The sequence below is a fragment of the Ignavibacteria bacterium genome, from assembly GCA_016873775.1.
In the GTDB taxonomy this organism is placed as follows: domain Bacteria; phylum Bacteroidota; class Ignavibacteria; order UBA10030; family F1-140-MAGs086; genus JAGXRH01.
The window spans coordinates 1-22,036 of sequence record VGWC01000029.1 but is presented as its reverse complement, the minus strand read 5'-3'; the positions used below and the strand labels follow the sequence as shown (position 1 = coordinate 22,036).

At 39.4% G+C, this 22,036-nt stretch carries 21 protein-coding genes; 19 read left to right on the top strand and 2 right to left on the bottom strand.

Annotation, left to right across the window (positions count from 1 at the left end):
• Positions 1–80: 80 nt before the first annotated feature.
• The 17 genes from FJ218_05780 (at position 81) to queC (ending at position 16,355) form a co-directional block, all read left to right on the top strand.
• Complete coding sequence (locus FJ218_05780) at positions 81–1,739, top strand: methylmalonyl-CoA mutase (protein ID MBM4166410.1); 1,659 nt, start codon at positions 81–83, stop codon at positions 1,737–1,739.
• 96 nt (positions 1,740–1,835) lie between these two features.
• Positions 1,836–2,711, top strand: coding sequence for a decaprenyl-phosphate phosphoribosyltransferase (locus FJ218_05775; protein MBM4166409.1), 876 nt, complete (start codon positions 1,836–1,838; stop codon positions 2,709–2,711).
• Positions 2,698–3,783, top strand: coding sequence for a DUF362 domain-containing protein (locus tag FJ218_05770; protein MBM4166408.1), 1,086 nt, complete (start codon positions 2,698–2,700; stop codon positions 3,781–3,783). Before FJ218_05775 ends, FJ218_05770 begins: the two co-directional genes overlap by 14 nt.
• An 84-nt stretch (positions 3,784–3,867) precedes the next feature.
• Positions 3,868–4,746: a DMT family transporter gene (locus tag FJ218_05765; protein ID MBM4166407.1), complete on the top strand. Its 879-nt coding sequence runs from the start codon at positions 3,868–3,870 to the stop codon at positions 4,744–4,746.
• 112 nt (positions 4,747–4,858) lie between these two features.
• A complete protein-coding gene (locus FJ218_05760; protein MBM4166406.1) occupies positions 4,859–6,310 on the top strand; it encodes an FAD-binding protein in 1,452 nt (483 codons plus the stop codon).
• 267 nt (positions 6,311–6,577) lie between these two features.
• Positions 6,578–7,204, top strand: coding sequence for a CDP-alcohol phosphatidyltransferase family protein (locus FJ218_05755; protein ID MBM4166405.1), 627 nt, complete (start codon positions 6,578–6,580; stop codon positions 7,202–7,204).
• Positions 7,185–7,658, top strand: a complete 474-nt coding sequence (locus FJ218_05750; protein MBM4166404.1) for a phosphatidylglycerophosphatase A — start codon at positions 7,185–7,187, stop codon at positions 7,656–7,658. Before FJ218_05755 ends, FJ218_05750 begins: the two co-directional genes overlap by 20 nt.
• Positions 7,655–8,917 carry a competence/damage-inducible protein A gene (locus FJ218_05745; GenBank protein ID MBM4166403.1) on the top strand — a complete coding sequence of 421 codons (1,263 nt, stop codon included), beginning with the start codon at positions 7,655–7,657 and terminating at the stop codon, positions 8,915–8,917. The genes FJ218_05750 and FJ218_05745 overlap by 4 nt, the downstream gene beginning before the upstream one ends.
• Positions 8,914–9,477 carry an RNA 2',3'-cyclic phosphodiesterase gene (gene thpR, locus FJ218_05740; GenBank protein ID MBM4166402.1) on the top strand — a complete coding sequence of 188 codons (564 nt, stop codon included), beginning with the start codon at positions 8,914–8,916 and terminating at the stop codon, positions 9,475–9,477. The genes FJ218_05745 and thpR overlap by 4 nt, the downstream gene beginning before the upstream one ends.
• A 2-nt stretch (positions 9,478–9,479) precedes the next feature.
• Positions 9,480–9,884 carry a response regulator gene (locus FJ218_05735; protein MBM4166401.1) on the top strand — a complete coding sequence of 135 codons (405 nt, stop codon included), beginning with the start codon at positions 9,480–9,482 and terminating at the stop codon, positions 9,882–9,884.
• 60 nt (positions 9,885–9,944) lie between these two features.
• The gene (gene recA, locus FJ218_05730; GenBank protein MBM4166400.1) at positions 9,945–11,030 is read left to right on the top strand and encodes a recombinase RecA; all 1,086 of its coding nucleotides are present in this window, start codon (positions 9,945–9,947) and stop codon (positions 11,028–11,030) included.
• 21 nt (positions 11,031–11,051) lie between these two features.
• Positions 11,052–11,723, top strand: a complete 672-nt coding sequence (locus FJ218_05725; GenBank protein MBM4166399.1) for a hypothetical protein — start codon at positions 11,052–11,054, stop codon at positions 11,721–11,723.
• Entirely contained in the window at positions 11,720–13,057 is a 1,338-nt protein-coding gene (locus FJ218_05720) for an AI-2E family transporter (protein ID MBM4166398.1), read from the top strand. The genes FJ218_05725 and FJ218_05720 overlap by 4 nt, the downstream gene beginning before the upstream one ends.
• Before the next feature lie 12 nt (positions 13,058–13,069).
• Positions 13,070–14,146, top strand: a complete 1,077-nt coding sequence (locus FJ218_05715; GenBank protein ID MBM4166397.1) for an AI-2E family transporter — start codon at positions 13,070–13,072, stop codon at positions 14,144–14,146.
• 1 nt (position 14,147) lies between these two features.
• Positions 14,148–14,828: a 3'-5' exonuclease gene (locus FJ218_05710; GenBank protein MBM4166396.1), complete on the top strand. Its 681-nt coding sequence runs from the start codon at positions 14,148–14,150 to the stop codon at positions 14,826–14,828.
• Complete coding sequence (locus FJ218_05705) at positions 14,795–15,655, top strand: WYL domain-containing protein (protein MBM4166395.1); 861 nt, start codon at positions 14,795–14,797, stop codon at positions 15,653–15,655. The genes FJ218_05710 and FJ218_05705 overlap by 34 nt, the downstream gene beginning before the upstream one ends.
• Positions 15,645–16,355 (top strand): 7-cyano-7-deazaguanine synthase QueC, encoded by a 711-nt coding sequence (gene queC, locus FJ218_05700; GenBank protein MBM4166394.1) that lies wholly within the window; start codon positions 15,645–15,647, stop codon positions 16,353–16,355. The genes FJ218_05705 and queC overlap by 11 nt, the downstream gene beginning before the upstream one ends.
• 181 nt (positions 16,356–16,536) lie before the next feature.
• Here the strand turns inward: queC and FJ218_05695 are convergent, their stop codons facing one another.
• Both FJ218_05695 and FJ218_05690 read right to left on the bottom strand, forming a co-directional pair.
• The gene (locus FJ218_05695; GenBank protein ID MBM4166393.1) at positions 16,537–16,848 is read right to left on the bottom strand and encodes an RNA-binding protein; all 312 of its coding nucleotides are present in this window, start codon (positions 16,846–16,848) and stop codon (positions 16,537–16,539) included.
• Between the two features lie 271 nt (positions 16,849–17,119).
• Complete coding sequence (locus tag FJ218_05690; protein ID MBM4166392.1) at positions 17,120–20,035, bottom strand: T9SS type A sorting domain-containing protein; 2,916 nt, start codon at positions 20,033–20,035, stop codon at positions 17,120–17,122.
• Positions 20,036–20,192: 157 nt separating this feature from the next.
• Here FJ218_05690 and FJ218_05685 point away from each other — a divergent pair, with 157 nt between their 5' ends.
• Positions 20,193–21,182 carry an AAA family ATPase gene (locus tag FJ218_05685; GenBank protein ID MBM4166391.1) on the top strand — a complete coding sequence of 330 codons (990 nt, stop codon included), beginning with the start codon at positions 20,193–20,195 and terminating at the stop codon, positions 21,180–21,182.
• A 110-nt stretch (positions 21,183–21,292) separates the two neighbouring features.
• On the top strand, positions 21,293–22,036 hold a 744-nt coding region (locus FJ218_05680), incomplete at its 3' end, for a DUF58 domain-containing protein (GenBank protein MBM4166390.1).

Sequence of the window (22,036 nt, the reverse complement as noted above, 5' to 3'; positions counted from 1 at the left end):
ATATTCACAGGTGAATTGGCAATTCGCTTGACAATAAGTATTTTTCACCCGCATTTTCATTAGTCAAATTCACAACAACTATGACAACCAACGGCGATTACGAGTTTCAAAAACAAGTGTGGCAGGAAAAAGCGCGTAAAGCGAAAATCATTCCGCATAAATACACGACCATTTCCGGCGAGCCGATTGAAACGCTTTACACTCCCGATGACGTTACGCATTTGGATTACACGCGCGACATCGGATTTCCCGGCGAGTTTCCTTACACACGCGGAATACATACAACAATGTATCGCGGAAAGCCGTGGACGATTCGACAGTTTGCCGGTTTCGGAACGCCGGAAGATACAAACGCGCGCTATCATTATTTGCTCGAACACGGACAAGACGGACTTTCCGTTGCGTTTGATTTGCCGACGTTGATGGGACGCGACCCCGATGATGCGCAATCGGAAGGTGAAGTTGGAATTTGCGGCGTGAGTATTGCTTCGCTTGCCGATATGGAAGTTTTGTTCAAAGGAATTCAACTCAACAAAATTTCTACTTCAATGACGATAAATGCACCGGCGGCAATGATGCTTGCGTTTTATTTTTCCGTTGCATTGAAACAAGGCGCGAAACTTTCCGAACTGCGCGGAACAATTCAAACGGATATTTTGAAAGAATACATCGCGCAGAAAGAATGGATTTATCCGCCGAATCCATCAATGCGCATTGTTACGGATATGGTGGAGTTTTGCACGCGCGAAGTTCCGCAGTGGAATCCTATTTCGGTGAGCGGTTATCACATTCGTGAAGCGGGTTCGACTGCGGCACAAGAACTTGCATTCACGCTTGCCGACGGATTTGCGTACATCGAATGGGGAATAGAGCGCGGAATGGATGTGGATGAATTTGCGCCGCGCATTTCATTTTTCTTCAACTCGCATTTGGATTTCTTTGAAGAGATTGCAAAGTATCGCGCCGCAAGAAAAATTTGGGCAAAGAGAATGCGTGATAAATACGGTGCAAAAAATCCTCGCTCGTGGACATTACGATTTCACACTCAGACTGCGGGATGTTCTCTCACAGCGCAGCAACCGGAAAATAATATTGTCCGCACTGCATATCAAGCGCTTGCGGGAGTTCTTGGAGGAACACAATCGTTGCATACAAACTCAATGGATGAAACGCTTGCGCTTCCTTCTGAAAAAGCAGTGAAGATTGCACTTAGAACGCAACAAATTATCGAACACGAAATCGGAGTCATTAACACAATTGACCCGCTTGGCGGAAGTTATTTTGTTGAAGCGTTAACGGATAAAATGGAAAAAGAAGCCGAAGCATATTTTGAAAAGATTGATGCGCTCGGTGGTGTAATTCATGCAATTGAAGTGGGATTTTTCCAACGCGAAATTGCCGATGCCGCGTATCGTTATCAGCAGGAACTCGACGCGAAGGAAAAAATAATTGTCGGCGTAAATGATTTCGTAGAGGAAGAAGAAGCGATTGATATTCCGATCCTCGTTATTTCTCCAGAAGTGGAAATCAAACAGAAGAAACGCATTGCAGAACTTCGGCAATCTCGCAATAATGAAAATGTTGAGCGATCATTAAGCGAACTGAAACGCGCCGCAGAAGATGGAAAAAATCTTATGCCCAATTTTATTTCTTGCACGCAAAATTATGTAACGTTAGGGGAGATGTGTAACAAACTCACCGAAGTGTTTGGCGTGTACGAAGAAGCGGTTGTGTTTTGAGTTCGTTATTTGTTAATTGTTATTAGTTCATTGTGGAAAATGACTTTCATAAAATTCAATAACAAATACAGATAACTAATAACAAACAACGATTCTATGTTTCGCCCTATTTTCATTTCGCTTCGACCCGAGCAGTGGATAAAAAATTTCTTTTTGTTTGCGCCGTTAGTATTTGCCAGGCATTTGAATGTGCGAGAGGATGTAATACAAACAATATTGGGATTTATAACATTTTCATTTCTCTCCAGCAGTGTCTATTTATTCAATGATGTTGCAGATGCTGAGCGAGATAAACTCCACCCGGAAAAAAATAAGCGCCCCATTCCTTCTGGATTAATTTCGAAACAAGTCGTTTCCATCATAGCAATTTTGTTAATGGTTAGCAGCATAAGTTTTGCATTTATGCTGAAAGAACAGTTTGGAATTATTTGTGCATCGTATGTTGGAATCAATATTCTTTATTCATGGAAACTCAAACACATCGTTATTCTCGATGTCATGCTCATCGCGTTCGGTTTTGTGTTGCGCGTTCTCGGTGGAGCGGCGTTGATAAATGTTCCTGTTACGGGATGGATTTTATTGTGTACATTTTTATTATCACTCTTTCTTGTTTTTAACAAAAGAAGAAACGAAATGACGACATTGAATGAAAATGCTGAAGCCCACAGATTGGTATTAGAACAATATTCCGTTACATTTCTTGACCAGATGATAAGTATTGTTACGGGAGCGACCATTGTTGCCTACGCATTTTATACTCTTTCAGAAGAAACTGTTCAAAAATTTCAGACGACAAATCTCATTTATACTGTTCCGTTTGTATTGTTCGGTATGTTTCGTTACCTCTTTCTCGTTCACAAAAAAGATAAAGGTGGAAATCCCACAAAAGTTATGATGACAGATAAACAGTTGATTGTTAATTTTTTGCTCTGGATGGTAGCTGTCTATTTTATAATTTATGGCCAAAAGTAAAGTTTCAGTTCTAAAAACAAAACCCGATTCTGTTCTTTCCGATATTCATCACTTGATGAAATTGGCGGACGTATCTTCATTTCTTTCCAAAGATGCAACGACAATTTTGAAAGACAATATCAGTTGGCATTTTCCATATCTCAGCGCAAACACAACTCCTTGGCAAATGGAAGGAGTAATTCAATCGTTGCGAAGCGAAGGATTCAACGATTTGGTTTCGGTTCACAACAATACGGTAGTTACCGACCCGTATCGTGGCGAAAAATTGAATAAACTTTCACAACTGTATAAAAAGTATGGCATCGAAGAAAAATATAATTTTTTACCCGAGCAGATAAAGTGGATAGAATGGAAGCCGAAAGCGAAAATGCACACGCTCTATAAAATTTATCCTGAAGGAATTTTTATTCCCGAATATTTTATCGAAAAAAATATTGTTCATTTACCGACCGTGAAAACTCACATTTATACGACAACAACCGGCGCGATGAAAAATGCTTTCGGTGGATTGCTCAATACTCGCAGACATTACACACATACGTGGATTCACGAAACGCTTGTGGATTTGCTTGCGATTCAAAAAGAAATTCACTCTGGAATTTTTGCTGTGATGGACGGAACAATATGCGGAAGCGGTCCGGGTCCGCGAACAATGATTCCTGTCGAGAAAGATTACATTCTTGCATCCGCTGACCAAGTTGCGATTGATGCGATTGCCGCAAAGATGATGGGATTCGACCCAATGTCTATTAAGTATATTCGCCTTGCTCACGAAAGCGGCTTGGGAATTGGCAATCCTCGAGATATTGAAATCGTAGGCGAAAATATTTCCAATGTGAATTTTCAGTTCACAGAAGTCGGCGATAATCTTGCAAGTATGGCGGGAGATTTTATTTGGTTTGGTCCACTTAAAAAATTACAGTGGCTTTTCTTTCATACACCGCTTGTGTACATTTTTGTTTTTGGCTCGTATGCTTATCACGATTATTTTTGGTGGCCCTTCAAGGGAAAAAAAATCCAACGTGATTTGTTGAAGGAATCAAAATGGGCAAAGTTGTTTGAGAAATATTGAAATGTATTCTATCATTTACAAAATCCTGCGCAAAAAATTTCGCGTGGGATTTTTTTTCCTTGATATATTTATACCATAGTTTCAATGAATACACGGAAGAAAGCTGAACTCATTTTATTCGCAACATCGTTCATTTGGGGAGGAACATTTGTCGTAGTCAAACTTGGATTAAATGCTGTTTCTCCGGTGTTTTATACAGCCGTTCGCTTTCTCATTGCCTTTACAATTTTTCTTCCTTTGTTTTATTCACGAACGTTCCCTCTTTCAAAAACAGTAATACGGAAAGGACTGATACTTGGCGGATTTTTACTTGTCGGTTTCATAACACAGGTAATTGGTTTGAATATTACGACTGCATCGAAATCCGGATTCTTTACGGGAATGCTTGTCGTGTTTACTCCGTTACTGCAAATTATTATTGAACGCAAATTCCCGAAAATTGGAAATATAGTCGGAGTTGTTTTTGTTGCGCTTGGCTTGTTTTTTCTTACTTCACCCGAAGGTTCGGAATTTAACGTTGGAGATTTTCTCACCATTGTATGTGCGGTTGTGTATGCGTTTTACATAATTTATCTGGATGTATATTCCGATGAAGATGTTTTCCAATTAACATTTATGCAGTTTGCTGTTGTCGGATTTGGTGCATTGTTCTATTCATTCTTGTTTGAAGAAATCTCGTTTCAATTCAATTCAATTACAATAACATCGTTAGCGTACACAAGTTTACTCGCTACATTATTGAGTACATACACGCAAACGAAATATCAAAAGGATACAACTCCAACACGCGCCGCGGTAATATTTTCTATTGAGCCCGTCCTGTCTGCGATATTAGCATTTTTTATTTTGAACGAATACATCGGCATCATTGGAGCGTTCGGAGGAGCATTGATTGTAACGGGAATTCTAATTTCAGAAACTTCTGATTCGTGGAAAATATTTCAAAAGAAAGCAGTCGAGTAGATGAGAAGTTTAGTAGTTGAGTATTTTAATTCGTCAAAAAAAAATTATATGTAACTCAAATCTCAAACCTCAAATCTCATATCTCATATCGCATATCTAAAATCTGTAATCAATGAAATCAACACTCATAAATAAACTTCAGGAAATAACCGGCAAAGAAAACGTTCTCACTTCGCCCGAAGAATTGTTTGTCTATTCGTACAATGCATTACACTTTCAGCAACAAATGCCTGAAGCAGTTGTTATTCCGAAATCAACCGAACACATTTCTTCAATAATGAAACTTGCAAACGAAGAACGTTTCGGAGTTGTGCCGCGCGGCTCGGGAACAGGATTAAGCGGTGGTTCAGTGCCATCTGAAAATTGTATTGTGCTTGCTATGAATAATTGGAATCGCATTCTCGAAATTGACGAAGAAAATTTAACTGCGCTTGTTCAACCAGGTGTTATCACGGGACAATTTCAATCGCATGTTGAAGAAAAAGGTTTGCTCTATCCTCCCGACCCGGGAAGCAGTATGATTTGCACGCTTGGAGGAAATGTTGCGGAAAATGCTGGTGGTTTACGCGGACTCAAATACGGCGTTACAAAAAACTATGTGATGGGAATGGAAGTAGTCTTACCGAATGGTGAAATAGTTTTTCTCGGCGGGAAAAATATAAAAGACGTTGCAGGTTATAATATGAAAGAAGTCCTTGTTGGAAGCGAGGGAACTCTTTGCATCTTTACGAAAATTTTGCTGCGACTCGTTCCGAAACCTGATACGACAAACACAATGCTCGTTTCATACGCGACAATGAACGATGCAGCGAAAACTGTTTCCGATACGATTGCCGCAAAAATTCTTCCGTCGTGTATGGAGTTTTTGGATAACACAACCATCAAAGCGGTGGAAGCATACGCAAAACTTGGATTGGATACATCAAGCGCGGCTATGCTCTTGATTGAAGTTGACGGAAGAACATCCGTTGTAGATGATGATGCGGAAAAAATAAAAGTTCTTTGCGCAAAGAATAATGCAACATCTGTTTTGTTTGAAAGTGAATCTGCAAGAGCAATAAAATTACGCGCCGCAAGAAAATCTGCTTATGCCGCTCTTGCCCGTTCTTCTCCGACTGTTCTTTCGGAAGATGTTGCTGTTCCTCGCAGTGAACTTGCGAAGATGACAGAAAAAATTCAGGCGCTCAGTAAAAAGAATGATATTACCATTGGAACATTTGGACACGCAGGAGATGGAAATTTACATCCGCTTACGCTTACAGATGAAAACGACAAAGCATATTTTGCTCGTGCAGAAAAAACGGTGGAAGAAATTTACGATGCGGCGTTATCACTTGGAGGAACAATTACGGGCGAACACGGTGTTGGAACAGCAAAGCGTCACGTCCTCGAAAAAGCAATCGGTTTACCCGCAGTACACATGATGAATTCACTCAAACAAATTTTTGACCCGAACAATGTTTTAAATCCAGGGAAAATATTTTCTCCCAAAATTCGCTGCGAAGGACCGTTACCGCGAAACAGGGAAATTATAAAAGACTTTGAAGAAAAAGCGTGGATTTGAATGGAAGGATAGTTCTGTCCGCTACTACGCAATGGCGGCGGGAATTTTTATCTATCTTTGAAATAGTTATTTACTTTTCCTTCAACTGTTATTTAGAGTAAAAAAAAAGAAGATTTGGATTTATAAAAATACTCTATACTCTTTTTCGGAAGAGTGAAAAATGTTTTGAAAAGAGGGGTAAATCGCATAATACTTTTTCAACAATAGTTTTTTTTGTCGTTTTATTTTCTCGTAAATTCGCTAAAAAAAAAATGAAATTATTACTCACTGACTGGAACAAACCGACGAAGCGTGACTCTTTCTGACCAACTTACATACTTACGAATTGTACTTTCTCCGGTTTTCTACGCAATGGTTCTAAGTGAATCGGCGGTGTTGAAACAATATTCTTTACTTGTGTTTTTCGTTGCGGCGCTCACAGATTGGTACGACGGATTTGTTGCACGAAGATACGGTTATAGTTCGCGGTGGGGAAAATTTATTGACCCGCTTGCAGATAAAATTCTCATTGCGGTTGCTTTGTTCGCTTTTGTTTCGCTTCATTTAATAGACGCATGGTTTATGTGGCTCATTATTGCTCGCGATTTAATCATTACGTTGCTACGAAGTTATGCGGAATACAAAGGAAAACCCGTTATCACTTCTCTTTCAGCAAAAACAAAAACATTTGGATTGTATATCGCTGTTTATTATACATTGTTGTTATATGTTGGTAAAAATATACCTTCTATACATCACACGTTTCGTAATGAAATTGAAAATTTACTTCACCCTCAAGTGCTGTTCGGTATGATGCTCGTCGTAACGTTTGCAACAACGTGGACAGGAATTGTATACATTTACGAAAACTGGAAAATCCTTCGCGAACTTTTTTATGCGAGAAATAAAAACTAATATCGTTCATACCGTTTCAACGTTTGTTGCAACCGTTTGTTACTGCGGATATATTCCATTCGCTTCAGGAACACTTGGCTCGTTCGTTGGAATACTTTTTTTTTGGTTTGTTCCTGTTTTTGAAAAAGAACCATTTCAACTTGCTTCGATACTTGTTCTTTTTTTTGTAGGAGTATATACATCAGCAATCGTTTCAAAAGCGAACAACGACAGCGACCCATCTATTGTAGTAATTGATGAAGTCGTAGGAATGTGGATTTCGTGCGCATTTCTTCCGAAAGAACTATGGATAGTTATTGCATCATTTTTTTTGTTCCGACTGTTTGATATTCTTAAGCCATTTCCTGCTCGCTCACTCGAACATTTGCGCAATGGTTGGGGAATAATGCTCGATGATGTTGCGGCAGGGATGTACTCGAATATTGTATTGCGGATTATTATTTTCTTTGTGTGATGAAAGCAACGATTATTACCATTGGGGATGAATTGCTCATTGGTCAAGTCATCAACACAAATCAAGCATATATTGCTGAGCAGTTAAACAACGCAGGAATCATCATAGGACGAATGATAACAGTTGGCGACATCGAATATGAAATATTATCAGCGATTGAATCTGCAGAAGAAAACTCTGATGTTGTTGTAATAACCGGCGGACTTGGTCCAACGCACGATGATATTACAAAAAAAACTCTCTGCAAATTTTTCAACGCAACATTAGTTGTCAATGAAGAAGCATTACAAAATGTAAAAGATATTGTCGAAAACAGAAACGTGCGATGGAATGAAATGATGTTTGAACAATCGCTTGTTCCGAACAATGCACTAGTTCTGCAAAACAATTGCGGCACTGCTCCGGGGTTGCAGTTTGAACGGAACGGAAAATATTTTTTTGCAATGCCCGGTGTTCCGCGTGAAATGAAAGAAATGATTCGGCGATTCGTTTTTCCGTTCTTGCAGCAGAAGAATCCCACACAGATTGTTATCCATAAAACACTGCAAACAATAGGAATTGCTGAGGCGCACCTTGCAGAACGCATCGGCAACGTTATTGAATTGTTTAACGAACATCCGAAAACAACGCTCGCATTTCTTCCGAGTATTTTCGTAGTGAAGTTGCGTATTTCCGTCGTTGATACAACAAGCGAAAAAGCGAAAGAACAAATTCAGCGCGTAGAAAATAACATTAGAGAAAAAATTGGTGATTCTATTTTTGGCATTGAGAACGAAAGACTGGAAGATGTAGTTAAAACAATACTTCTTCAACAGCGAAAAACTATTGCAATTGCAGAATCGTGTACCGGCGGAAGAATTTGTGAAAAATTAACAAACGTTCCCGGAAGTTCGGAATGTTTTGAACGCGGAATCGTTGCGTATAGCAATACTTCCAAAATTCAGTTACTTGGTGTAGATAAACAACTCATTGAAACCTTCGGCGCAGTGAGCAAAGAAGTAGCGGAAGCAATGGCGAAAGGAGTTCGGGAAACATCCAACACTTCGATTGGAATTTCGACAACAGGAATTGCTGGACCAACGGGAGGGAGTACAGAAAAACCCGTTGGACTTGTATGGATTGGATACTCCGACAGTGAAGAAACATTCGCGACGCAGTATTTTCTCGGTAAAGGGAGGAATGAAGTGAAAGAACGCGCATCACTTGCGGCGTTAGAATTATTACGAAAAAAACTCTTAAACATATCGCTAAAAAAATGATACGGACGTTTATCGCATTCAATATACCGGAAACAGTAAAAGAAAAAATTGTGTCGTTGCAAACAATGTTGAGAAATGCGAACGCTGATGTTCGTTGGGAGACGAAAGAAAAAATGCACGTTACGATTTCATTTCTCGGCGATGTTGAAGAACAATTGCTCGCGTTGTTAGAAAGTACTTTATCGAATGTGCTGACAAAATATTCTTCATTTAACGTTACGTATTCCGAACTCGGATGTTTTCCGAACTGGAAGGAGCCTCGAGTTTTATGGATTGGTTGTGAAGAGAACAGCGGCATATTACGAACAATGAAACACGAACTCGATGCTTCGTTACTTCCTTTTGGAATAAAGATAGAAATGAGAAAATTTTTTCCGCATATCACGTTGGGAAGAATAAAATCTCTGCGAAATAGTTTCGATTTGCTTCAATCAATGGAAAGTCTTACTTTTAGCCCGCAAATTTCAACTGTGAATGAAATACTTTTTATCAAAAGCGTACTCACACGCGGCGGTTCGGAGTATTCGCTCTTATATTCATTTCCCCTTTTAAAAAAATAGCGATGGAAAAAAAAGAAAAGAAAACCATTCTCCTCATTGATGATGAATCAACGTGGCTCAAAACAATGCAAAGCATTCTTCAGGAACGGCAATTGAACATAGTTACGGCTGAAACGGGAGAAGAAGCGATAGCACAACTATCCAAAAAACGAAAACCCGATTTAATTTTGTGCGATGTGCGAATGCCGATTATGAACGGTTACGATGTATTCTTGAAAGCAAAAGAAATTCCAAAAGTCAATCGCGTGCCGTTTGTCTTTATGTCGAACTTTGACGATTTTGATGCGCGCAATGTTGCCAAACGATTAGGTGCGGATGATTACGTCACAAAACCAATGAGCATTGATGAAGTGCATTCTGTCGTAGATGAATTGTTGGTGCGATTTTCCACAAAGCGATTACGGTGAAATAACGTTTTCATTTCAGATTGTATTTTTCATAATTCCCTAAAAACATACGGAGATAAAATGCCTGCAGAACAACAAAGAGATTCACGCTCACAAGCATTGCAAATAGCAATTGAGCAAATAGAAAAACAACACGGTAAAGGTTCGATTATGCGCATTGGTTCGGGACCAATTGCGAAACTTGAATCTATTTCCACCGGTTCAATTTCGCTCGATTCTGCATTAGGAATCGGAGGATTACCGCGAGGAAGAGTTGTCGAAGTGTTCGGTCCGGAAGCATCGGGAAAAACAACAATTTGTTTGCACGTGATTGCCGAAGCGCAAAAACAAAGCGGAATTGTTGCGTTCGTTGACACGGAACACGCACTCGACATTATGTATGCACGACGTTTGGGAGTGGATATCAATAGTTTATTGTTGTCGCAACCGGAATACGGAGAGCAAGCGTTAGAAATTGTTGAAACACTTGTGCGCAGTGGTGCGCTTGATGTTGTAGTAGTAGATTCTGTTGCTGCATTAACGCCGCGCGCAGAAATTGAAGGAGAGATGGGAGATCCAACAATGGGAGTGCAAGCGCGATTGATGTCTCAAGCGCTACGAAAATTAACAGCCGCAATTTCAAAATCGAAGACGCTGGTAATTTTTACTAATCAGTTGCGTCAAAAAATTGGCGTAGTGTTCGGAAATCCTGAAACGACAACGGGAGGAAATGCACTGAAGTTTTACGCTTCCGTTCGTCTCGACGTTAGAAGAATTGAAGCGATTAAAGACGGAACGAATGTTATTGGTAATCGGGTCAAAGTAAAAGTAGTAAAGAATAAAGTTGCTCCTCCGTTTAGAGAAGCGGAATTTGAAATATTGTACAACGAAGGAATTTCTAAACTTGGCGATATGATTGACACGGCGGTCAATTTGGAAGTAATTCAGAAATCCGGTTCGTGGTTCAGTTACAAAGAAAATAGAATCGGTCAAGGTAGGGATGCGGTAAAAAAATATTTGCTAGAAAATGAAAAACTTGCGAATGAAATAAACGTCGAAGTACGAAAAAAACTTGGCGTCGGTGAACCTCAGCAAAACGAAGTCGAAAAATCTTCTCCTGGAAAATCGGAAGTTGCAGGAATCACAAAAAAGAGTGCCGGAAAATAATATGTAAGAGTTGAAGTTCGTATGATAGTTACTGAAATAAAGAAAAAACAAAACGCAGACGAATATGAAATTAATTCTGATGGTGTGTTGCTCTGCACGGTTTCGATTGGAGCGTTGACACAATTTGGATTGCATACGGGTGATGAAATATCCCGCAATACGATTGAGAAAATAAACAGCGAGTATAATTACAATACTGCGTACAATGAAGCACTGAAATTCCTTTCGCGCTCAATGAGAACGGAATATGAAGTAACGACAAAACTGCGTTCAAAGAAAATTTCTATTGATACTATCAAAAAAGTAGTATTTCGTTTAAAAAAAAATAATTTGCTCGACGACGAAAAATACGCTTCTCAATTTGTCGCAGAAAAATTTCAATTCAGGAAAGTTGGAAAGAAATTCTTACAAAAGCAATTGCTTCAAAAAAGAATTTCAAAAGAAATTATTCAGAGTGCGTTGCAAACGATTTCAGAAGAAGAAGAATTCGAGCAGGCATTGAAACTTGCAGAACGGAAGTTTCAAAACATTTCTTCGCTTTCCCCAGAAGATTTGATAAAAGAACAGCGAACGATGTTTCAATATTTACACAATCGAGGATTTGCATTTTCAATATGCAGAAACGTGCTGTCAAAAATTTTCAACGCACAACTCTTTATTGATGAAATCCCTTCAACAAGTGCAGTACAATGATTGAATGGCTGTTCACCACTAAGAACGGTAAAGTAATGTTAGTGGTTCTTGGGATTGCAATTCCGATGTTTTCCCTGATGATGTTCCGCGAATTTTTCGCGCTCATCGCGGTTTCGTTTGCATTAACTATGATTATGATTCCCATTGTTGATAATTTCGAAAACAGGGGAATTAAACGTCCGCTTGCAATTTCATTAACATTCGTTGTGATTATCCTCATCGCATTGATTGTTGTGGGCAGTTCATACAAAATTGCCTTAGAACAATTTGTTCAAATGGAAAAATCGTTTGGTGTTGACCGTCCTGCAATTGGTGATAGTGTGTATGTTCAACTTCATTCGAGAAAAATTTTTGAAGGGGTGTTACAAAAACAGGATACAACGGCAACTATTATCGAATACGGAAGCGGAGAACTCCTCAGTTGGTCGGTCTATGATGTGCATATCATTGTGAAAATCGGTGATAGTGTTTTCATAAAAAATAAAAATGAAAATATAGAAAAGGGATTTCTTCAAAGCGGCTTTCATTTTACCACGAGTGGTGAGAATAGAATATTTTCTTCGAACGACGAAATTGTCTCACGGTATAATCTCTTCAATGAAAAATTACTCGCATTTGAATTGAAACTCAAACAAAAATTATCATTCCTCAATGAATCCGATATTTCGTCTCTCATTGATTCTTTCCTCTTTTTTCTTCTCGATAAAATTATGAGAGCGCTCCGTAATTTCAAAACGCTCATCGGTTCGTTGGTAATTGTTCCGATGGTAACATTTTTTTTCCTGCGCGATTACCACAAGATGATGAAATTTCTGATTCGTTCTGTTCCCAATACATATTTTGAAATGTCGCTCAATCTTCACCGACGACTGGAAGTTTTGATTGGTCAATACATTCGCGGACTCATCATCGAATTTATCATTGTTGCTGTACTTTCTATGGGATTATACCATTATGTACTCGGATTAAATTTTGCGTTCGTCCTCGGAATATTTGTGGGAATGTTTAATATTATTCCGCTCGTTGGCGCCGCATTGGGAGTGTTGCCTGCGCTCTTAATTTCAATTACACAAAAAGGAAATTTGTATGATGTTTTTCCTATCCTGCTCATCAATGCATTGGTTCTCTACATTGATATTCGCTATATCAAAAAGAAATTATACAAAGAAATCATTAACATTCATCCGTTGTTCGTTTTAATATTGATACTTCTTGCAGGAGCAGTAATGGGCGTTACGGGAGTTATCCTGGTTGTTCCAATATATATTACTCTTGCAATGACTGCACGCGAAACATCGTGGGGTTTGACCAATTATCAAATAACAAGTATATAACACAACGCAACGATGAAACCTGTAAATAGAATTTCTGAAAAAAAATTCTCTATCTTTCAATACGCCGCCGCTAAAACAACCGTTGTCGTACTTGCAATTGCTCTTCCATTGCTGTTGTTTTCGCAGTTCAATGAAGTGTTTTTAGTCGTGGTATTTTCTGTTGCCTTTACGTTAGTATTGTATCCCGCAGTAGATTACTTTGAAAATAAAGGACTCAATCGTTTTCTTGCAACGCTCGCAGTGTACGGTTGCATTGGCATCGTCGGAGTGATAGTTTATTTCGGTATACTTCCGCATTTTATGGAACAAGTCGAAAATTTAGTCGTGAAGTTTAAAAAGATTTCTTTAGAAGAAAAATTACAGGAAATCGTTGCATTGGTTCATCAATTCGCCCCGAACTACGATATCAATACTGCAGAATTAAAAGAAAAAATAGAAGCATTTGCAGCGAAAGCGGCGTTGCAATTTCGTCGGCAAATTTTCGAAAGTGTTTCGACGGTATCCGCATTAGGATTTATTCCCTTGATTGTATTTTTCGGCATCAAGGATTATCATTCCGTTCAAAAGAAATTTGCATCACTTGTTCCGAATAAATATTTCGAAATGACGCTCAATTTTTTCTATCGCATCGAAAAACAACTCTCCAATTATATTCGCGGAATCGTACTGGATTCTGCCGCAGTAGGAATATTATGCACTATCGGTTTCCTTGCTATTGGTTTGGACTATTCGTTGATTTTGGGATTGTTGATTGGCGTGTTCAATATTGTTCCGCTCGTGGGCCCTGCTCTTGGAGCGTCTCTTCCCGTCTTCGTTGCAATTGTACAATACGGTTCCATCAAGCAAGCAGTTGCTCCGCTCATTATCTTCGGTATTGTGCGAATGGTAGATGGTTGGGTGATTCGTCAAATTATTTACAAAACATTATTGAGCATACCGCCGCTTATGGTATTACTCCTTGTCGCACTTGGTCAAGAATTAATGGGAGTATTGGGAACAATATTATTTATTCCGATTTATACAGTTCTCTCCGCAACCGCTAAAGAAACATATCGCGAACTCAACAGTTATCGAATGACCTCGTCATAATATGGCATCCATTGTATTCGACATCGAAACACTTCGATATTCTCTTGATACATTCGATGAAAAGCAACAAGAATATCTCTTCAAATTTTGCAAAACAGAAGAAGAACGCACAACAAAAATTCAGGAACTTGCGCTGAATGCGTTCACTGCCCGCATCATCGCCGTTGGTATGGTAAATCCCGAAACACATCGCGGAAAAGTTATCTTCATCGCAGAAAAAAAAGAAACGTTCCGAAACAATGATGAACTTGTTGAATATTGTTCCGTTCTTGAAGAAAAAGATGTACTTCTTCAGTTTTGGAACGACATCAAACATTTCGACCAAATCATCACATTCAACGGGCGCAATTTCGATTGCCCGTTTTTGCTTCTGCGTTCTGCAATCTTGAATATTCATCCCACACGAAACTTAATGCCCTATCGCTATGATGCTGATAAACATTGCGATTTGTTGGAGCAACTTACTTTTTACGGCGCACAAAAAAGAATGAATCTCGATTTTATTTGCAAAAGTTTCGGCATTACCAGTCCCAAAGAAAACGGAATCACCGGGTTGGAATTACCTCCACTCTTTGAACAAAAACGTTTTCGTGAAATCGCTGAATACTGTATCGGCGACGTCTATGCCACGTGCGAACTCTACCGCCGATGGAAAGAGTTTCTCTCCCAACAAGGAGCATGAAGCGCGAAGAACAGAACAACGTTTTCACAACACCTCTCCGTGATGCCGAATTTCTAGTTGTGGATGTGGAAACAACAGGATTTTCTTTTACCAAAGGAGGACGCATTGTTGAAATCGGCGCAGTAAAACTCATCGGTGGCGCTGTTGCCGAATCCTTTTCTTCATTGATAAACAGCGGCGCACAGATTTCGTACGGTGCAAGAAAAGTTCACGGAATTTCTCCAGTAATGCTCGCATCTGCGCCTGCGTTTTCCGACATTTCCGAAAAACTTCTTTCGATGATGAAGGGAACATTTCTTACCGCATACAACGCTCCGTTCGATGTCGGTTTCCTGAAAATGGAATTTCGTTTGTGTCAATGTGCAATGAATGTACTCGCTGTTCTCGATGTTCTTCCTCTTGCAAGAAGAATGATTCCCAATGTGCAATGTTACAAACTCGAAAACATTGCGCAAGCGTTGACCATTCCTTTCCCCGTAAAACATCGCGCACTAGAAGATACGATTGTTACGGCACAAATTTTTTCTTCTCTTTGTGCAATGATACAAGCAAACGGTGGTACAACGGTTGGCGATGTGTTCAATCTCCAATACCGTTCTGTTGTTCCGATGGAAATTTCCATCCGTATTCAATCCGCATTGCAACAGAAAAAAAAACTCTCGTTCGTTTATACATCGGGGTATTCGGGAACGGTTGCACAACGCACCGTAACTCCGAAAAAAGTTGAAGACCAATTTCTCTACGGCTTCTGTCATCGAGCAAATGCTGAACGTACGTTTAGTATTGATAGAATGAATGAATTGACCATCATCGAAAATGAACAATAACCAAACACTCCACACCATAAAGCCGCTTGCTATAGTCCTCGTTAGCGGGGGAATGGATAGTTGTGTAACAGCCGCTCTTGCTCATCGAGAACACGAACTTGCGTTCCTTCACATCAATTACGGACAGCGAACAGAACGCCGAGAACTGAAGGCGTTCAATGATATTGCAGACTACTACGCAGTTGCCCGCCGTCTTGCGCTTGACGTTCAGCATTGGAAACTCATCGGAGGTTCTGCTTTAACCGATGAACACCTATCCATCCCGAATGCCAATCTTCATTCTTCAACGGTTCCCATAACCTATGTTCCGTTTCGCAATGCGAATTTTCTTTCTGCTGCGGTAAGTTGGGGGGAAGTTCTTGGAGCAAGGAGTATTTTCATTGGTGCCGTTGAAGAAGATTCTTCTGGTTATCCCGATTGCCGAAAGGAATTCTACGATGCGTTTAACTATGCAATTGCAATGGGAACAAAGCCCGAAACTTCGCTTCGCATCATTACGCCGATTCTTGATTGCAAAAAATCAGAAATTGTTCGTATAGGAATCGAACTTCATGCACCATTGCATCTCAGTTGGAGTTGTTATAGGAATGAAGAAACTGCGTGCGGAGTGTGCGATAGTTGCGCCTTACGCTTGCGTGGATTTCAACAAGCGGGATTTGAAGATGCGATTCCATACGAAGTATTACGGAGATATAGGTAGAGAATTTCCTCAAGACCGTAAACGGTTTTGATAGACGAAAAAAGAATCATCAATGATTCTTTTGGTTCAATCCCGAAGTGTGGAAAGGTTGTTTTTTTCTGAAAAACATCTTCTCGGAAGTTCGTAAACTAATAATGCCACTCATTATTAAGATGAGTGGCATTATGTTTTTACAAGAAACTTACCAAGAGTTTCTTCTTCCGCCGCTGCGTCTGTCGCGGTCTCTTCCGCCACCTCCACTGCGATTTTCAGTTTTTGGACGAGCTTCGCTCACGCTAATAGATTTACCTTTCAATTGATTGCCATTGAGTTCTTGAATTGCAGTTTGCGCTTCAGATTTTACTGGCATTTCAACGAAACCAAATCCTCGTGCTTGATTGGTAAATTTGTCTTTAATAATTGTAGCGGTAGATACTTGTCCAAACGGAGAAAATACTTCTCGCAAATCGCCCTCTGTTGTGTCGGGCGATAAGTTTCCAACATAGATATTCATAAATAATAGAAAAAAAGTGATTAAATGTTATAGAATTGCTTTCACAGCGAACCGCGAATACCGATGAAGCGAATATCTCTAAGGAAGGAAAGTTCTTTTCGAATTGCCAGTTCCCAAAAATAAAATGACGTTCAGAGGTGAGCAATTTTACGGCATAATATACAAAGAATTCGGAAGGGAAATACGAACATTGCAAAATTATTTTTTTCTATGAAAAATATAAAAGCCGAGAAGGATATTCTCGGCTTGAGTTTGGAAAAACGTACTTTCTCTACTTTGCAAGTAATAATTTTTGTGAAGCGATTCCGTATTCCGTGAACACGCGCGCAATATACATTCCGCTCGGTAAATGCGATGCATCAAACGGAACATCGTGTTTTCCAGCGTACATTTTTTTATGTTCGAACAATGTCGCTATATCTTCACCAAGGACATTGAATATTTTCACACTCACGAATGATGATTGTGGAAGGACAAATGATAGATTCGTTGTTGGGTTAAACGGATTTGGAAAATTTGGTAGCATCGCAAATGATGAAGGAACATTCGTGCTTCTATCATTGACAATGAGAGCAGTTTTAATTTGTTCCCATTTATTTTTTGCTGCATCAGCATTTTCTTGCAAATTTTCAAGTGAACTATCGCCTGCAATAACGGCAAAACCAAGCATAATGGTATTGCCGGCGGGAATAGTGAACGGTCCCGAAGAAATAACATTATGCACATCTGCAGGTCCTGCAGTAGCAGAAGAGGTTCCTCCGCTAATCCAATTCCATTTTCCAGCACGCGTTAAATCAATTCCCGCTTGATTAACCAAGGCGCGATAACTTTTTGCGCTGTCGAGCGCGCGAATTCCGATATATTCTTTTCGTGCGTTTGTTCCGGAATCATAGACATATCCAAGACTTCGCGTTGCGTCATACTTTGTGTAATTGCTTGTTGCCGTTCCCAAATCCCAGTCATAAAATTGTCCGATGTACACGTTAGAAAGCGTTGAAGCAGTCGTATTTTTTACATCGTAACGAAGAATAATAAATTTATCGCTGGGAAATTCTGAAAACGCATAAGAATACATATCAACACGTACGCCGATTTTATTTGCAACCGGTGCAGAGTTATCGGTGAACATAGTATAACCGTCTTGGTCTGATATTATTCCCGGAGATGTGAGCGAATAAAAATTCGTTGATTGAAAATCATTATCCTGCAGATTGTTGGGATTGCGTGCGACATTGACGAGTTTTGTTGCAGAAGTTCCTATAATCAAACCTCCCTCAAACAAATGATTGATGTTGTTGAAAACAAAACCAACACCTTGTGTATTATTCGGAAAATCGAAAAAGCCAAGTTTTCCGTTATTGGTAAGCGTCATTTGTATTTTGTTCACATCATGCGTTTGAAATGTCGGATTAACGAGAAATGTAAATGTTTGAAAATCAGTAAAAGCACCGTCAGTAAATAATAATTTCATTTGTACTTTATGACTTTGCGGAACATTCGATTTGACAAAAACACGAAATGGTGACGATGCGTTTGAAGCGGTTTGTAACGTTCCGATTGTACCAAGAGAAAAACTACCGTTCACTATTGTTACAAAACTATTTGTGGAAGTAAGTTGAATTATTGCATTTGCAGAAGTTGGCGCAAGAAAATTCTGGAAGTTACACGAAATACTCAATGTTTCAGAAGGTTGCGGATAACCATTTCCATTTCCGCCAAAAGAATCGGAAATTGATATACTATTCATTCGTACGGAAGGCAATGAAGAATCCGTTAACGCCTTCAATGAATTGATTCGACCGCGACCGAGTTGTCCTGCATACGAAGGATTAATATTATCAATGTTATCGCATGTTACGCGAAGTTGTTCTCCAACTTGTTGCGATGTATAATTAGAAAAATGCGATTTCACTAATCCCGCTAATCCGGCAACGAACGGACTTGCCATCGAAGTACCGTACTGATATGTATACGTATTCGGATAAATCGTATTGTATATTGACGAACCGGGAGCGCAAACATCAACAACTTCGCCGTAGTTGGAATAACTCGCTTTCGTATCATTTTGGTCTGTAGCCCCCACACCAATAACATTTTGATAACCCGCAGGTGAAAAGAAACCGCTAGTTCCATCATTTCCAGCAGCTGCACAAATAAGTGTTCCTTGCTGTGTAGCAAAATTGATGAGGTCTTGCTCTGTTTGCGAACCGCCTGAACCTCCCCAACTACAATTGACAACATCTGCTCCCATCATTGCAGCGTAAGCAATTCCCTGATATCCTGTTAGTATATAGCCGACTCCGCCGGGAGCGCGTGTATCATTATCTGCAGAGCATTTAACGGGAAGTATTTTACACTTAAATCCCATTCCTGCAACACCAATAGCATTATCTGTTGTTGCAGAAGCAATTCCTGCTACATGTGTTCCGTGCGAATTATTGGAACCCATTGGCGAAGGATTATTGTCTCCCTGTATGTTTTGCCATTGCGCTCCAGCAAAATCCCATCCGTGTATATCATCGACATAACCGTTATTATCATCGTCTATATTATTGTTTGGAATTTCGTTCGGATTATTCCAAATATTTACTGATAAATCCTGGTGTGTCCATTCAACGCCGGAATCAACAATGCCAATAACTACACTGGTGTCTCCTTGCGAAATATCCCATGCTTGCTGTGCTTTAACTTTTGTCAATCCCCATTGAAGGCCGAACGATGGGTCGTTGGGAGTATAATTTACTTTGTAAATAAACCAGGGTTCAGCAAATTGAACTTCATCCAATAGTGAAATTTCTTTTGCAAGTGCAAAAGGATTATCTGGAGATGAATATTTTACAACATAAAATTTCGAGATATCTACATCGCCTTCTTTTTTGAGGAAAGGAGAATGTGAAAACATTTTTTCTACAGTTACGCCGGAAAGATGTGATAAAGCAATATCGAGAGTTGTAATGCCAAATGCAGTTTTCGTTGTGGGAGCGATAATTTCTGGCATAAGTTTTATTATTATTCTATCGGGAAGAAATTCACTGTCCAAAGGTGATTTCAGTTCAACGTTTGGAATTATATCTAAAGGTAGTTGTTTTTTTATAGGAGTTTTCATTGCGCCTCCCAAAAGTAATTGTGAATAGATTAGTATAAAAATAATAGCGGAAATGATTCGGTTGTTCATAGAGAATAACATTTTTTTGTTGTGTAAAAAATTTGAAACAAAAAATGGAAATTTTTTTTTAAAGATTCAAACAGAAGTGGAACTTTTTAAAATTAAATTTCTGTTTATCGTATTCATTGAATTTTGTATCTTTTTCATTAAATTTTTTTATAGTACTAATACAAAGTATATGGTGAAAGACATTCAACAACTTAACGAAAAAATAAAACAAGAATCCGCATTTGTAGATTTGCTCACGATGGAAATCGGAAAGTCTATTATCGGGCAAAAATACATGGTGGAGCGATTACTCATCGGTTTGCTTTCCAACGGACATATATTACTCGAAGGTGTTCCGGGATTAGCAAAAACTCTTGCGGTGAAATCGCTCGCTTCTTGCATTGACGCAAAGTTTCAGCGCATTCAATTTACGCCGGATTTGCTTCCCGCCGATTTGATTGGAACGCTTATTTACAATCAAAAGGAAACGCGATTCGAAACAAAACGCGGACCGATTTTCGCAAACTTTATTCTTGCTGATGAAATCAATCGCTCGCCGGCAAAAGTGCAAAGTGCTTTGCTCGAAGCAATGCAAGAACGGCAAGTAACGATTGGTGAAGATACGTTTAAACTTCCTGAGCCGTTTCTTGTTCTTGCAACGCAAAATCCGATTGAGCAGGAAGGAACGTATCCACTTCCCGAAGCGCAAGTTGACCGCTTTATGTTGAAATTGAAAATCACGTATCCTGCGAAAGAAGAAGAATTGTTAGTAATGCGGCAAAATGTGAACGGAGTTGTTGCCGATATTAAAAAAGTTGTTGACCCGAAACAAATTCTTCACGCGCGTGGTGTTGTCGGTGAAATTTATATGGACGAAAAAATCGAGCGCTACATTCTTGATATTGTTTTTGCTTCGCGTAATCCAAAAGAGTACAAAATGGAAAAAGTTTCTTCGCTGATTAGTTACGGAGCATCACCACGTGCAAGTATCAATCTCGCGCTCGCATCGAAAGCGTACGCATTTATCAAACGTCGCGGTTATGTAATTCCCGAAGATGTTCGCGCAATTGCAATGGATGTTCTTCGCCATAGAATTGGTTTGACGTACGAAGCCGAAGCGGAAGAGCGTTCATCGGAAAGTATTGTTGAAGAAATTTTGAATAATGTTGAAGTTCCGTAATTAGTCAAGCTTAGTGTTTCTTTGTGAACTTTGTGTCTTCGTGGTAAATAATAAAACCACTTAGACACTGAGAACACTAAATTTCACTAAGTAATGCTATGAAATAAGTTATGACCACAACAGAAATTCTCAAAAACGTTCGCAAGATTGAAATCAAAACCCGCGGAATGGTGAATCAAATTTTTTCCGGCGAGTATCATTCCGTTTTTAAAGGACGAGGAATGAATTTTTCTGAAGTGCGAGAATATCAGTACGGTGACGATATTCGTTCAATTGATTGGAATGTTTCTGCTCGGTACAATCATCCGTACATAAAAGTGTACGAAGAAGAACGCGAACTTACCGTAATGTTGATTGTAGATTTTTCTCGTTCGGGAAATTTTGGAACGGTAGAAAAATTCAAGAATGAAATAGCAGCGGAACTTTGCGCTGTACTTGCGTTTTCTGCATTGAAGAATAACGATAAAGTCGGAATGATTTTGTTCACTGATATTATTGAAAAATTTATTCCGCCGAAAAAAGGAAAACCCCATGCGCTTCGATTGATACGTGAGTTGCTTGCGTTTCAACCGAAAAATTTCGGGACAAATATTTCAATTTCTCTGGAAAATTTAACGCACACAATTAAACGTCGTTGCATTGCGTTTGTTATTTCCGATTTTTTTGATGATGGATTTGAGAAAGCAATACAACTTGCAAGTAAAAAACACGACGTGATTGCATTACAACTTTCTGACCCGAAAGAACAAGACATTCCGAAAATCGGTTTGGTAAAATTCCGCGATGCAGAAACGGGAATTGATAGATGGGTTGATACGAATAGCAGAACGGTGCGAGAAATGTTTGCACGGTAT

Excerpts from the sequence above, each read along its gene's own strand:
- FJ218_05780 (MBM4166410.1), top strand. The coding sequence starts at position 81 with ATGACAACCAACGGCGATTACGAGTTTCAAAAACAAGTGTGGCAGGAA.
- FJ218_05775 (MBM4166409.1), top strand. The coding sequence starts at position 1,836 with ATGTTTCGCCCTATTTTCATTTCGCTTCGACCCGAGCAGTGGATAAAA.
- FJ218_05770 (MBM4166408.1), top strand. The coding sequence starts at position 2,698 with ATGGCCAAAAGTAAAGTTTCAGTTCTAAAAACAAAACCCGATTCTGTT.
- FJ218_05765 (MBM4166407.1), top strand. The coding sequence starts at position 3,868 with ATGAATACACGGAAGAAAGCTGAACTCATTTTATTCGCAACATCGTTC.
- FJ218_05760 (MBM4166406.1), top strand. The coding sequence starts at position 4,859 with ATGAAATCAACACTCATAAATAAACTTCAGGAAATAACCGGCAAAGAA.
- FJ218_05750 (MBM4166404.1), top strand. The coding sequence starts at position 7,185 with ATGCGAGAAATAAAAACTAATATCGTTCATACCGTTTCAACGTTTGTT.
- thpR (MBM4166402.1), top strand. The coding sequence starts at position 8,914 with ATGATACGGACGTTTATCGCATTCAATATACCGGAAACAGTAAAAGAA.
- FJ218_05735 (MBM4166401.1), top strand. The coding sequence starts at position 9,480 with ATGGAAAAAAAAGAAAAGAAAACCATTCTCCTCATTGATGATGAATCA.
- recA (MBM4166400.1), top strand. The coding sequence starts at position 9,945 with ATGCCTGCAGAACAACAAAGAGATTCACGCTCACAAGCATTGCAAATA.
- FJ218_05725 (MBM4166399.1), top strand. The coding sequence starts at position 11,052 with ATGATAGTTACTGAAATAAAGAAAAAACAAAACGCAGACGAATATGAA.
- FJ218_05720 (MBM4166398.1), top strand. The coding sequence starts at position 11,720 with ATGATTGAATGGCTGTTCACCACTAAGAACGGTAAAGTAATGTTAGTG.
- FJ218_05715 (MBM4166397.1), top strand. The coding sequence starts at position 13,070 with ATGAAACCTGTAAATAGAATTTCTGAAAAAAAATTCTCTATCTTTCAA.
- FJ218_05710 (MBM4166396.1), top strand. The coding sequence starts at position 14,148 with ATGGCATCCATTGTATTCGACATCGAAACACTTCGATATTCTCTTGAT.
- FJ218_05705 (MBM4166395.1), top strand. The coding sequence starts at position 14,795 with ATGGAAAGAGTTTCTCTCCCAACAAGGAGCATGAAGCGCGAAGAACAG.
- queC (MBM4166394.1), top strand. The coding sequence starts at position 15,645 with ATGAACAATAACCAAACACTCCACACCATAAAGCCGCTTGCTATAGTC.
- FJ218_05695 (MBM4166393.1), bottom strand. The coding sequence starts at position 16,848 with ATGAATATCTATGTTGGAAACTTATCGCCCGACACAACAGAGGGCGAT.
- FJ218_05690 (MBM4166392.1), bottom strand. The coding sequence starts at position 20,035 with ATGTTATTCTCTATGAACAACCGAATCATTTCCGCTATTATTTTTATA.
- FJ218_05685 (MBM4166391.1), top strand. The coding sequence starts at position 20,193 with ATGGTGAAAGACATTCAACAACTTAACGAAAAAATAAAACAAGAATCC.